The sequence below is a fragment of the Methylobacterium sp. C33D genome, from assembly GCF_053345825.1.
The window spans coordinates 17,985-31,214 of sequence record NZ_JBKFAV010000017.1; the positions used below are offsets into that span (position 1 = coordinate 17,985).

Genomic DNA, 13,230 nt, shown 5'->3' on the forward strand with positions numbered 1-13,230 from the left:
CCGGCCCCGGCTGTCCGTAGTCGGGTGTATAGAAAGATCAAGTATTACAGTAGTTTGTCACAATTCTAAACAGCGCGGCTGAGACGTCGGGGGCGAATCCGGCGCGCGCGGCCGGCTGCCCGCAGCGTCGCATCCGGCAAGGACCATGAGAGCCGCCCACCCCCGCCCCACCCTGCGCGCCCTGCTCGCCGGCGCCTCGCTCGCCGTGCTGGCGCAGGCCGCGCCGAGCCTCGCCCAGGACGCGGCGCCGCGCCGCGGCGGCGCCAACCCGCCGGCCGGCGGCAGCGTGCAGCTCGAGGAGCTGAGCGTCACCGGCCAGGGCGGCGGCCCGGCCTCCGCGGTCCGCGCCGGGGCGCCCGGGCCCGGCGCGGAGAGCCCGACCGGCCCGATCGACGGCTACGTGGCCCGGCGCTCGGCGACCGCGACCAAGACCAACACCCCGCTGATCGAGACCCCGCAATCGATCACCGTGGTCGGCCGGCAGCAGCTCGACACCCAGAACGCCCAGACCCTCACCCAGGCGACCCAGTACGTCGCCGGCACCTACGCGGGCACGTTCGGCGCCGACACGCGCCTCGACTTCTTCCAGCTGCGCGGCTTCGTGGTCAGCGATTACGGCCTCTACCTCAACGGCCTGCAGCTCCTGAACTACGGCTTCGCCTACAGCCGGGTGAACACGTTCGGGCTGGAGCGGATCGAGGTGCTGCGCGGCCCCTCCGCTGTGCTGTTCGGCGCCGGCAATCCCGGCGGCCTGATCAACCAGATCAGCAAGCGCCCGACCGAGAGCCCGTTCGGGCTCATCGAGGTCGGCGGAGGCTCCTTCGACCAGCGCTACGCCGCCTTCGACGTCGGCGGCCCGGCCGACGCCGAGGGGCACTGGTTCACCCGCCTGACCGGCTACGCCCGCAACGGCGGCACGCAGGTCCAGGGGGCGCCGGACGACAGCTACTACATCGCCCCGGCCTTCACCTATAAGCCGGACGGGTCGACCAAGTTCACGGTCCTGTCGAGCTTCCAGCACGACAACACGGCGGTGACGGCGAACTTCCTGCCCTATTACGGGACGGCCCGGCCGACCGTGCTCGGCCTGCGCATCCCGCGCGCCCTCAACGTGGGCGATGCCGGCTTCAACACCTACCGGCGCGACCAGGCCTTCATCGGCTACGAGTTCGAGCACGTCTTCGACGACACCTGGGCGGTGCGCCAGAACGCCCGCTACGCCTACACGCAGAGCTACCAGAACTCGTATATCGGCCAGCTCGGCTACGCCGACCCGCTGCAGACGCAGCTCGGCCGCTACCTGTTCCGGGATTCCGCCAAGATCGCGCAGCTCGACGTCGACACGCAGGCCGAGGCCAAGTTCTCCGACGGCTTCTTCCGCCACGACTTCCTGATGGGCATCGAGTACCGGAACTTCCAGATCCACGACAACCAGGCCTCGGGCTTCCCCGGGCCGAACCTCAGCATCTTCGCGCCCTCTTACGGCCCGCAGACGGTCTCGGCCTCGCCCTACCTCGTCAACGCCGACTCGTTCCAGCAGGTCGGCCTCTACTTCCAGGACCAGATCAAGCTCACGCCGGAGCTGACCCTGATCCTCGGCGGCCGCCAGGACTTCGTCCAGAACACCGTCTACGACCGCCTGACCCCCGCCAACACCAACGGCCGCAACGACAGCGCCTTCACCTACCGGGCGGCGGCGATCTACAATCTCGACTTCGGCCTCGCGCCGTACATCATGTACGCGACCTCGTTCCAGCCCGAGATCGGGTCGGACATCAACAACCGCGCCTTCAAGCCCGACACCGGCGACCAGGTCGAGGGCGGCGTCAAGTTCGAGCCGCCCGGCCAGGGCTACTTCCTGACGCTGGCCGGCTTCGACATCCACCGCAACAACGTGCTCACCCCGAACCCGGTGAACACGCTGTTCAACACCCAGCTCGGCGCGGTGCGCTCCACCGGCTTCGAGGCGCAGCTCGTGGCCAACGTCGCCGACGGCCTCAACCTCGTCGCCTCGTTCACCAAGTTCGACTTCACCACCGTGCGGGATCCCGACCCGGTGCGGGTCGGCAAGACGCCGGTCAACATCCCCCAGACCCTGGCCTCGCTGTTCGCCGACTACACCATCCCGCTCGGGCCGTGGCGCGGCTTCGGCTTCGGCGGCGGCGTGCGCTATGTCGGCAGCTCGTTCGCCGATGTCGGCAACACCCTGCGGGTGCCCGACTACGTGCTGTTCGACGCGCAGGTGCACTACGATGTCGAGAACTGGCGCTTCCAGGTGAACGCCTCGAACCTCGCCGACCGGCGCTACGTCGCCTCCTGCCAGTCGAACGTGTCGTGCTTCTACGGCGACGCCCGGCGGGTGCTGGCGAAGGTCAGCTACAAGTGGTGAGGCGGCCCGGGCGGTTCTTGTTTGCGGCCGCCCGCAGCATGGTGACCAGCCCCGTCATCGCGAGCGTCGCGAGGCGATCCAGGGCAGCGCGGCATCGGCGGGCATGGCGCCGCTGGATCGCTTCGCTCCGCGCGCAACGACGGCGGCGCCCCGCTCAGCCGTCCACCCCCTCCGCCCCGGTGATCGGCTGCGGACCCGACAGCCGGGTCGGCAGGGCGTCTATCCGCAGGGAGCGGCGCAAGGCGCGCGAGAACGCGTCGACCGCCACCGTCATCAGGGCGGTGGCGGCGATCAGCACCGCGGCCACGTCGAGGCGCAGTTCCGAGATCGCGGCGTCCACGTAGAAGCCGAGCGTGGTGACCCCCAGGATCCCGAAGATCGCGCTCTCCCGCAGGATCAGCTCCCAGCGGTAGAGGAGGTAGGCCAGGAACTGCCCGTAGAGCCGCGGCACGGTCTCGTAGGCGTAGAGGTCGAGGCCCCGCGGCGCGTCGGCCCGGTAGGGGATCGCGTCGGCGTGCCGGCCCATCAGGTAGGCGACGATGCCGGCATTGTGCAGCGCCAGCGCCAGGATCGCCGGCAGCATCGAGGGGCCGAGCAGCTGCAGGCCCACATAGGCCAGCACGTATTCCGGCGTGGAGCGCACCACCACGAGGAGCGCCCGCCCCAGGGGCCGCCCGACCGGGCCGGCGAAGCGCCGCGCGGTCAGCGGGAACAGGACGAGGGCCCCGAGGGCGGTGGCGGCCAGGGCGATCTGCGCCAGGATCAGGGTCTGGGCGGTGCCGGGCAGGACCTGCTCGGTCAGGATCGGGCGCAGCCACGACCAGAGCCGCGCCCAGGTCTCGGGCTCGGCGAGCGGCGCGCCCCGGAGCGGCGCCGGCACGACGTCGTGGCCGAGGAAGCGGGCGAGGCTCGGGCCGATCGCCGCGCTGCCGACGGCCGGCGGCAGCGCCAGCGCCGACCCGACGAGGAGGATCGGCAGGGTCCGGGCACGCACCCAGAGCCGCCGCGTGCCGATCAGCGCGTAGAAGATCAGGAGCAGCGCCCCGGCCTCGGCGTAGCGGCCCTGGCGGAAGGCGGATTCGAAGGCGAAGCCCATGGTCGGCAGGCCGATGAAGCCGAGCACGAGGCTGGAGCGCAGGCCGCATTCCAGGCGATAGAGGGTGTAGTCGCGCATCCGCCCGGCCACCTCGGGCAGGCGCCCGTACAGGAAGGCCGAGAGCGCGCCGGTGCCCGCGGGCAGGACCCGGAGCGCCGCGAGGTCGGCCTCCTCGATCAGCTCGGCGTAGACCTTGGCGCAGATGCCCGCGTAGGGCAGCGCGATGGCGAGCACGCCGGTGGTCGCCGACAGGCCGAAGACCTGCATCAGCAGCAGCGCCCAGAACAGCTCGTGGACGGCGCGCAGGCCCGCGCAGGCGAGCCGGACGGCGCGCGAGCGGGCGAACGGGACGGCGAGCAGCAGCCCCGCCCCGGCCCCGAGCCCGACGCCGAGCATCGCGAAAGCCACGGTGGTGACGACGCTCCAGCCCTCCACGGCGGGGAAGTCGGGCCGGATCAGGCCGCCCAGCAGCCGGGCGAGGTCGGCGAAGGGGTGGAGCGTCGTGACCTGCAGGTCGGCGACCAGCAGGCCGGCGAGCGCCGCCGCCAGGAACCAGCGGCTCACCGCCGCGTAGCCCGGCCGCGGCAGGAATCCGGCGCGCATCAGGCGGCCTCGTAGAACGGGCTGAGGCGTGCCGGATCGAGGTCCTTCGACGGGGCGTCGAGGACGATGCGGCCGGCCTCCAGCACCACGACCCGGTCGGTGTGGGCGAGGGCCAGGGCGACGTCGTGGAGCGCCAGGATCAGGGTCTCGTGGCTCCGGGCCAGCTCGGCGAGGATCCGGCCGCCCTGCTGGCGGTCCAGAGCCGAGACCGGCTCGTCCCCCACCAGGATCGGCCGGCCGTTGTAGAGGGCGCGGGCCACCGAGACGCGCTGCTGCTGGCCGCCGGAGAGCTCCCCGGCCCGGGCCCAGAGCCGGTCCGCGAGCCCGACCCGGTCGAGGACCGCCTCCACGGCGGCGACGTCGGCCCGCGCCGGCCGGACCAGGGTGCGCAGGTTGTGCAGGGTCGAGCGCCGGTCGAGGCGGCCCATGTAGACGTTGTGGAACACCGAGAGCGGGCGCACCAGGGCGGCGGCCTGCGGCACCAGCGCCACCCGCTCGGGGGCCTGCCCGTGGATCAGGCCGATCAGGGTCGACTTGCCGGCGCCCGAGCGCCCCATGAGCGCGACCCGCTCGCCCGCCCGCACGGTCAGGTCGAGGCCCGACAGAACCGGGCGCCCGTCATAGGCCGCGGAGGCGTTCGCCAGGACGATGGCCGCCTCGGGATCCGCGCCGGCTGCCGCGCCGCCCGACACGCGCGTCAGTCCAGGAGGCCGGTGGAGCGTCCGACCTCGACGAGGGGCTCGTAGGCCGCGTTGGTCACGGGGATGAATCTTGAGCGCCCGAACGGCTCCAGGATCGCCGGATCGGTGATGCCGGTCAGCGCGGCCCGCAGCCTGTCGGTGAAGCCGGCGCCGTAGGTCTGCTCCACGTCGCCCCGCACGGTCCACTGGTAGTCGGGGAAGGTCGGGCTCTCCCAGATCACCGAGACCGCCTGTCGGTCGACCTTGCCGGCCTTCGAGTCGAGGTCCCAGACCGAGTAGTCGACGGCGCCGACCGCGAAGGCGCCGGACTGGACCAGCTGGATCGTGCGGGTGTGGTCGCCCGAGAAGCCCACGCGGGCGAAGACCTGCTCGGGGGTCTTCCCCGGGAAGGCCTGCCGGATGAAGTACTCGGGCATCAGTCGCCCGGAGGTTGAGGCGCGGGCGCCGAACGTGAAGGTTTTTCCGGCGATGGCCGTCGGGAAATCCTTCTCCGGCTTCAGCCCGGTGGCGGCGTTGGCGATGAGGTAGGTCTTGAACGCGGCGTCCTCGGCACCCTGCGCGATCGCCTGGGAGCCCGGCACGGCCTTGCGCGCCTGGACGCCGGTGAAGCCGCCGAACCACGCGAGCTGCACCTGCCCGTTGGTGAAGGCGGTGACCGCCGCCGGGTAGCTCTTCACCGGGATGTAGCGCACCGGCACGCCGAGCTCGGCCTCCAGGTAGGCGGCGACCTTGCCGAAACGCTCGACGAGCCGGCTCTCGTCCTGGTCGGGGATGCCGGTGAAGACGAGGGGCGGGAGCGCCTTCGGCGCCGGCTTGTCCTGCGCCCGCGCCGGCCCCGCGGCGGCCAGGGCCGCCAGGGTCGCCGCGGCCCCCAGGGCGAGCCGCCCCAGCCAGCCCGGTCCCGGCTTCGATCCCGATCTCGATCCCGGCTTCGATCCCGGCTTCGATCCCCGCATCGCGTCCTCGTGGCACCGCGCCCACGCACGGTGGGCTCGCAAGACGGTGGGCGTAGCAGAAGACGCCGCGCGCGCCAGCCTCGATCCCCGCGATACCGGCGCCCTGCGACGCCGGGAGAGCGCCGGGAGGGCGTCCGAGACCGACGGGAGCCGCGTCAGGCGCCCGGCGCCACCGCGACCGCCGACAGGGTGAGGGGCTCCGGCAGGGCGGCGTCCGGCACCGGCACGGTCCGGATCCCCGCCGGGAGCGCGCCCCCGAGCAGGTCCAGGAAGTCTCCCGAGGCGGCGAGCTCGATCTCGGCCGCCTTGGCCTGCGTCTCGATCCGCGCCAGGGCGTTCATCGCCGGGCCCAGCACCGTGTACTCGGCCCGGACTCCGTCGTCGAAGACCCCGACCAGCAGGTCGCCCGCGTGGAGGGCGACCACGACCCGCAGGGCGAACAGCCCCTCCCGGGCGCGGGCCGCGTTGAGGGCGGCGATCCGGTCGCGGATCGACAGGGCGCAGGCGAGCGCCGCGCGCGCCTGGACGTCGGGATGGCCGACGACGAACTGCACCAGCACCGCGTCGCCGATGTACTTGTCGACGAGGCCGCCCTGCTCCGCCACCGCCGCCTGGGCGGCCGCCCGGACCGCCAGCAGGGCCGTCACCATGGCCTCGGGCGGGTGCTCGCGGGAGAGCCGCGAGAAGCCGCGGATGTCGAGGATCATCAGGCAGGCGTGGCGCCGGTGGATGCCGAGGCCGGAATCGCCGTCCTCGGCGGCGAGGTCGAGGGCGACCGTGCCGGGCACGAAGCGGGCGAGCTGGGAGCGCTCGTGCTCCATGCGCAGGGCCCGCGCCACCGCGGCGCGCAGGCGGATCATGCCGTCGACAACCAGGAGTCCCGCCGCCATGAAGGTGGCGAGTCCGGTGACCTGCGCGGTCGGGAAGGTGTCGGCGTTCGGGAACAGGTCGGGATGGACCAGGCCGACCAGGAAGGCCGCGCTCCAGCAGACGGTGACCAGCCCGCAGAACAGCAGGGTCTGCGCCACCCGCATGCTCAGGCCGGTCTGGAGCAGGAGCAGGAAGGCGGGCAGGCGGCTCACCGCGTCGGCGCCGAGCCCGGCCCCGCCGCCGGCCAGCATGTGCTCGATGATCACGTAGACGGCGAGGCCGGCATTGAGCCCGGTGCCGGCCCAGCTGTAGGCGTTGGCCGCGGGGCCGCCGCCCCGCTCGCGGAGCCCGAACCAGACCGTGCCGAGCCCGTACAGGCCGAGGATCAGCCAGTGGCTCAGGGCGTGCAGCGAGCCGTCATAGGCCTGGGCCGCCATCAGCAGCACCAGCACGATCACCACCCGCAGGCCGAGCAGGCGCAGGCCGCCGCCGGCCTGCATGGCCCGCAGCACCGCCTCGTCGTCGGATGCGGGATCCGCCCGGCGCTCGGCCGGAGCCCGCGCGGGGCGCAGCGCGGAGAGCGTCGGGTTGCCGGCGCTGCCCGAGGCCATCAACCGCCCCGGCCGAGGCGCCGGGCCGCCGCGAAGCGGTTGAGGAAGCGCGGCTCCTTCTCGGGGGCGATCCGGATCGCGAGGTGCAGGGTGCCGTCGGCCTCCGACCGGCGGTCGAGGATCTCGGCGTTCTCGTAGAGCCAGTTCAGGGCCGCGCCGTCCTCCGGCGGCAGCGCCACCGCGAAGCTCGCCCGGTTGCGCCCGATCCGCGCCTCGATCCGGCTGGTCAGCGCCGCGAGCCCCTCCCCGGTCAGCGCCGAGACCAGGACCGGCGCGGCGCTGTCCCGGTCGTTGCGGGCCTTGGCCTGGCCGCTGAGATTCAGGAGCCGGGTGCGCTCGTCGGCGTCCAGCAGGTCGGCCTTGTTCCAGACCTCGATGATCCGGTCGGCGCTGGTCTCGATGCCGAGTTCGCGCAGCACCGCGCCGACATCCTCGGCCTGGGCCTCGGAATCGACGTGGGAGACGTCGCGCACGTGGAGCAGCACGTCGGCCTCGATGGCGTCCTCGAGCGTCGCCCGGAAGGCCGCGATCAGGGGCGTCGGCAGGTCGGAGATGAAGCCCACCGTGTCGGACAGGATCACGGTCTCGCCGTGGGGCAGCTTGGTCGCCCGGGCGGTGGGGTCGAGGGTCGCGAACAGCATGTCCTTGGCGGTGACCTCGGCCTGGGTCAGCGTGTTGAACAGGCTCGACTTGCCGGCGTTCGTGTAGCCCACCAGCGCCACGATCGGGTACGGCACCCGCGCCCGGCTCTGCCGGTGCAGGCCGCGGGTGCGCACCACGGCGTCGAGGTCGCGCTCGATCCGGGTCATGCGCTCCTGGATCATGCGCCGGTCGGCCTCGATCTGGGTCTCGCCGGGGCCGCCCAGGAAGCCGAAGCCGCCGCGCTGCCGCTCCAGGTGGGTCCAGGACCGGACGAGCCGGGATTTCTGGTAGGCGAGGTGGGCGTGCTCGACCTGCAGCGTGCCCTCGCGGGTCGAGGCGCGCCGCCCGAAGATCTCCAGGATCAGGCCGGTGCGGTCGATGACCTTGGCGCCCCAGGCCTTCTCGAGGTTGCGCTGCTGCACCGGCGACAGGGCGCAGTCCATCACGACGAGGCCGATCTCCCGGGCGCGGATCAGGCCGGCGATCTCCTCGACCCGGCCCTTGCCGAGATAGGTCGAGGGCCGGATCCGCGGCAGGCTGATCGCGAGGCTCTCGACCACGTCGAGCTCGATCGCGGCGGCGAGCCCGGTCGCCTCGTCGAGGCGGGCCTCCACGGAGCGGGTGGGCACGGCCTGTCCCGGACCGGCCCCGTAGGCGTTGCGCGCCAGATAGGGGCCGATCACCAGGGTGTGGGTCGCCGCGGCGATCTCGCCCTCGGGGGCGGCCTGCGCCTGGAGGCGGGCTTCGCCGGACGTCAGCGTCTCGCTCATGCAGCCTTTGACACCGCCGCCCCGGGCGACGGCTTCGTTGGAGAGGTCGGAGTGTCAGAATGGGGATGCGGGCGGGCCGGGCCAAGATGCCGGCCGCGAACGGACACAGATATCCGCCGGCGGGCGGGGTCTCCCCCCGTCCCCGCCGCGCGGCGGCACCGCGGCCCGTCCCGCTCCCCGGTGCCGCCGCTCGGCGCCGCGGCCGCCGACCCTCACGCTTTCTCGGCCGTCTCGTCCGGCTCGAACAGCTGCACCGGGTGGCCCGGCATGATCGTCGAGATCGCGTGCTTGTAGACCAGCTGCGAGTGCCCGTCCCGGCGCAGCAGCACGCAGAAATTGTCGAACCACGTCACCACGCCCTGGAGCTTGACGCCGTTGACGAGGAAGATGGTCAGCGGAATCTTGTTCTTGCGGACATGGTTGAGAAAGGTGTCCTGAAGGTTCTGTGCGCGTTCGCCCGCCATCTTCTTGGCCTTCTTGTTGTCCCGGCTCGCTGGGCCCGGGATGGGTATGCCGCCGGCCGGATCGTCCGATCATCCGGTCCAGGGCCGTGTATACAAACACCATGACGACGTGAAAGCGTGGGCGCAAGCAACCCCCGTTCCAGCCGATCCGTGACGGATCGGCCCCGCTCTCAACCCGCGCGCCGGCGCCGCGCCCTCACGGGCCGATGCCGAGGGACTTCAACTTGCGGTGCAAGGCCGAGCGCTCCATGCCGATGAACTCGGCGGTGCGCGAGATGTTGCCCGAGAACCGCGCGATCTGCGCCACGAGGTACTCGCGCTCGAAGATCTCGCGGGCCTCGCGCAGGGCGAGGCTCATGAGCTTCTCGCCGCCCGCGCCGCCGGGCGTCGTCGGCACCAGGGCGCCGATCTCGGAGGGCAGCATCTCCGAAGTGACCTCCTGCTCCGGGTCGGCCTGCGTCAGGATCATCAGCCGCTCGACGTTGTTCTTGAGCTGGCGGACGTTCCCCGGCCAGTTGTGCGACTGCAGCACCGCCATCGCGTCCTCGGCGATCCGGCGCTTGGGCAGGCCGGTCTGGGACGAGATGTTGTCCATGAAGAACTGGATCAGCTCGGGCACGTCCTCCCGGCGCTCCGACAGGGCCGGGACCCGGATCGGCACCACCGACAGGCGGTGGAACAGGTCCTCGCGGAAGCGGCCCGCGGCGATCTCCTCCTGGAGGTCCCGGGAGGACGAGGAGATGATGCGCACGTCGACATGCACCCGCGTCGTGCCGCCGACCCGCTGGAAGTTCTGGTCGACGAGGACGCGCAGGATCCGGTTCTGGGTCTCGCGCGGCATGTCGGCGACCTCGTCGAGGTAGAGGGTGCCGCCGTGGGCCTCCTCCAGGGCGCCGACCCGCCGGCCGCTCTCGCCCTCGACCCCGAACAGCTCCGCCTCCATGGTCTCGGGCAGGATCGCCGCCGCGTTCAGCAGCACGAACGGGCCGTTCGCGCGGGCCGAGGCCTTGTGCAGGCTGCGCGCCGCGAGCTCCTTGCCGGAGCCCAGCGCGCCGGTGATCATCACCCGGGCGTTGGTCGGCGCCACCCGGTCGAGGGTCTGGCGCAGCTGGTTGATGGCGAGCGACGTGCCGACGATGCGGTTGGTGGCGCCGGAGCGCGCCGTCAGGTCGCGGACCTCGCGCCGGAGCCGGGAGGCCTCCAGGGCCCGCTCGGCCACCAGGATCAGCCGGTCGGCCTTGAACGGCTTCTCGATGAAGTCGTAGGCGCCCGCCTTGATGGCCGAGACCGCGGTCTCGATGTTGCCGTGGCCCGAGATCATCACCACCGGCAGGTCGGGGTTCGCGGCCTTGATCAGGTCGAGCACCTGCAGGCCGTCGAGCCGGGAGCCCTGCAGCCAGATGTCGAGGAAGACGAGGTGCGGCCGGCGCGCCTCGATGGCGGCGAGCGCCTCGTCCGAGCCGCCGGCCGTCCGGCAGCGGTGGCCCTCGTCGTCCAGGATCCCGGCGACGAGGTCGCGGATGTCGGCCTCGTCGTCGACGATCAGGATATCGGCGCTCATGCGTGCATCTCCGCGATCCGGGGGGCCGTCGGCGCGGCGCCCTTCTCCTCTGTCGTGACGGGTAGGGTCTCAGGGGCCGCCGCCGCCGGCTCGGGCCCGTGCTCGCGCGGGACCCGCATCCGGACCTGGCCGCCGCGGCCGGCGGGATTGTCGTTCAGCTCGATCCCGCCGCCGTGCTCCTCAAGCACCTTGCTGACGATAGCAAGCCCCAGTCCGGTGCCACCCTCGCGGGTGGTCATGTAGGGCTCGAGCAGGCGCTGGCGCCCCTCGGCCGGAAATCCCTTGCCGTTGTCGGTGACGGCGATCACCGCGAACCCGTCCTCGACGGCGAGGCTCAAGGCGATCTTGCCCTTGCCGAGCTCGGCCTCCGGCACCTCGACCACCGCCTCGACGGCGTTCTTGAGGATGTTGGTGATCACCTGGCTGAGCAGCCGGATGTCGAAGGCCGCCACGATCTTCTCCGAGCTCCCCGCGCCGCCCTGGGCCGAGAACGCGAAGTCGATGTCCGGGTGCGCCACGCGCATCATGAACAGGTTCTGCTTGGCGATCTCGGTGAGGTCGTTCGGCGCGATCGCCGGCTTGGGCATCCGCGCGAAGGCCGAGAACTCGTCGACCATGCGCTTGATCTCGTCCACTTGCCGCACGATCGTGGCGGTGCACTGGTCGAACACCTCCTTGTCGGCGGTGATGACCTTCCCGTACTTGCGCCGGATCCGCTCGGCGGAGAGCTGGATCGGGGTCAGCGGGTTCTTGATCTCGTGGGCGATGCGGCGCGCCACGTCGCCCCAGGCGGAGCTGCGCTGCGCCTGGACGAGGTCGGTGATGTCGTCGAGCGTCACCACCGAGCCGCGGGAGGCCCCCTGCGCCTGCTCGCTCGTGACCCGCACCGTGATGGTGCGCTCGCCCCGGGACCGGGTGAGCTGGACCTGCTGCTGCTGCAGGCTGCGCGGGCGCGCCTCGCTCTCGGCGAGCACGGGGGCGAGTTCCGGCACGGCGCGGCCCAGCGGCTGGCCGACCAGGGCGTCGCTGTCCAGGTCGAGCATCCGCTCGGCCGCCGGGTTGGCGATGGTGACGAAGCCCGCCGCGTCGAGGCCGATCACCCCGGGCGAGACCCCCGACAGCACGGCCTCGGTGAAGCGGCGGCGGGTGTCGATCAGGTCGCTCGCGGCGATCAGCCCGGCGTGCTGGCGGCGCAGCTCCTGGGTCATCTTGTTGAAGCTCTCGCCGAGATGGGCGAGGTCGCCGCTGGTCTTCTTGGTCGGCACCTGGGCGTAGAAATTGCCCGACGCCACCTGGTCGGCGGCGTTGATCAGCCGGCGGATCGGCGCCACGAACCGGTTGGCGAAGTTCATCCCGAACCAGACGGCCGAGAGCAGCGCGATCAGGGCGATCAGCAGGAACACCGACGCGAAGGTGATCTGGATCGAGCGGCGCAGCGAATCGTAGGTGAGGTACTCGGCCGCCGCCGCCCGGGAGACGCCGGGGAACTCGATGGCGAGCTGGCTCACCTCCCGCTGCACCATCAGCACGGCGTCGTCGTAGGCCGGCATGCGCAGCAGCGCGGCGAAGACCCGGCCCTCGGTGGGCAGGAGGCAGATCGGGTCGGCGGAGTTGGCCGCGTCCTCGAAGGCCGCCGCCGAGGGCAGGCGGTTCGTCTTCAGGACGTCGATCTTGGCCCGGGCGACGACCTCGGTGGGCCCGCGCATGATCTGCGCCACCGGCAGCCCGAGATTGGTCGCCCGGGTGGTCAGGAAGGTCTGGAACCAGTCCCGGTTCACGTCGAAGTTCGGCCGGGCCCGGGTGAGGTCGTCGGCGAGGATGCGGATCTCGCGGGCGAGGCTCTGGCACTGGTTCTCCTGGTAGGCGTCGGCCACCTCCACGGATTTCAGCACCACGTCGCGGACCCGGTCGGTGAAGCCGAGCGACAGGCCCCGGTCGATCGTGACCGAGGCGACCACGGCGAGCAGGATCGTCGGCAGGATCGCGATCAGCGAGAACAGGCCGACGATGCGGGTGTGCAGGCGCGCCACCGCGGCGTTGGCCTTGCGGGCGTGCAGGAAGACCCGCGCCTCCCAGGCGATGATGACCGCGAGGCCGAGCACCAGGGCGGCGTTGATGGCGAGCAGCGTCACGCCGTAGGCCGGCGTCGGCGTCACCCGGATCACCCCGGCCAGGATCAGGAAGGTCGCCAGCGCCGAGACCAGGGCGGTGACCACCATCGCGGCGCCGATCCAGCCGGGACCGCGCGGGCCCGGCCGCAGCGATTCCGCCAGGGGCGTGCCGGACGGCTGGGACGCCGGCAGGGACGACGGCAGGGACGCCTCGGGGCCCGCGGGCGTGCCCGCGTCCTGCTGATCCGCGGCCGGCCGGGCCGCGTCCTGGCCCGCCCCGTCGATGCCCCTCTCGGGGACCGGCGTGGGGCCTTCCTCTGTCCGTGAGCGTCTCAGGAACGGCATGACTGGTGCAGGGCCACAACAGTGTGGCGGAATTAATACGAATCCGGGCGTTCGGGCGGCGGACCCGCGGCGCGATCCGCCGCAGGGGGACGGCCTTGACCCCACCCCGCC

9 protein-coding genes are annotated in these 13,230 nt (G+C 72.2%); 1 reads left to right on the forward strand and 8 read right to left on the reverse strand.

The genetic code is table 11. From position 1 onward, the window contains the following. Window positions 1-145: 145 nt before the first annotated feature. Entirely contained in the window at window positions 146-2,389 is a 2,244-nt protein-coding gene (locus tag ACLBXO_RS15210) for a TonB-dependent siderophore receptor (RefSeq protein WP_447685849.1), read from the forward strand. 154 nt (window positions 2,390-2,543) lie between these two features. Here ACLBXO_RS15210 and ACLBXO_RS15215 read toward each other — a convergent pair whose 3' ends face one another. The 8 genes from ACLBXO_RS15215 to ACLBXO_RS15250 all read right to left on the reverse strand — a co-directional run bounded on the left by ACLBXO_RS15215 (window position 2,544) and on the right by ACLBXO_RS15250 (window position 13,119). Further along, entirely contained in the window at window positions 2,544-4,088 is a 1,545-nt protein-coding gene (locus ACLBXO_RS15215) for a PhnE/PtxC family ABC transporter permease (RefSeq protein WP_447685850.1), read from the reverse strand. After that, window positions 4,088-4,780, reverse strand: a complete 693-nt coding sequence (locus ACLBXO_RS15220; RefSeq protein ID WP_331318920.1) for an ATP-binding cassette domain-containing protein — start codon at window positions 4,778-4,780, stop codon at window positions 4,088-4,090. Before ACLBXO_RS15220 ends, ACLBXO_RS15215 begins: the two co-directional genes overlap by 1 nt. A gap of 5 nt (window positions 4,781-4,785) precedes the next feature. Then, window positions 4,786-5,745, reverse strand: coding sequence for a putative selenate ABC transporter substrate-binding protein (locus ACLBXO_RS15225; protein ID WP_447685851.1), 960 nt, complete (start codon window positions 5,743-5,745; stop codon window positions 4,786-4,788). A 155-nt stretch (window positions 5,746-5,900) separates the two neighbouring features. Further along, complete coding sequence (locus ACLBXO_RS15230) at window positions 5,901-7,226, reverse strand: adenylate/guanylate cyclase domain-containing protein (protein ID WP_447685852.1); 1,326 nt, start codon at window positions 7,224-7,226, stop codon at window positions 5,901-5,903. Further along, window positions 7,226-8,638: a GTPase HflX gene (gene hflX / locus ACLBXO_RS15235; RefSeq protein ID WP_331318923.1), complete on the reverse strand. Its 1,413-nt coding sequence runs from the start codon at window positions 8,636-8,638 to the stop codon at window positions 7,226-7,228. Before hflX ends, ACLBXO_RS15230 begins: the two co-directional genes overlap by 1 nt. A gap of 212 nt (window positions 8,639-8,850) precedes the next feature. After that, a complete protein-coding gene (gene hfq, locus ACLBXO_RS15240; protein ID WP_007563033.1) occupies window positions 8,851-9,102 on the reverse strand; it encodes an RNA chaperone Hfq in 252 nt (83 codons plus the stop codon). Window positions 9,103-9,298: 196 nt separating this feature from the next. Then, a complete protein-coding gene (gene ntrX / locus ACLBXO_RS15245) occupies window positions 9,299-10,663 on the reverse strand; it encodes a nitrogen assimilation response regulator NtrX (RefSeq protein WP_012318476.1) in 1,365 nt (454 codons plus the stop codon). Further along, window positions 10,660-13,119: an ATP-binding protein gene (locus tag ACLBXO_RS15250; RefSeq protein WP_447685853.1), complete on the reverse strand. Its 2,460-nt coding sequence runs from the start codon at window positions 13,117-13,119 to the stop codon at window positions 10,660-10,662. Before ACLBXO_RS15250 ends, ntrX begins: the two co-directional genes overlap by 4 nt. Window positions 13,120-13,230: the final 111 nt, after the last annotated feature.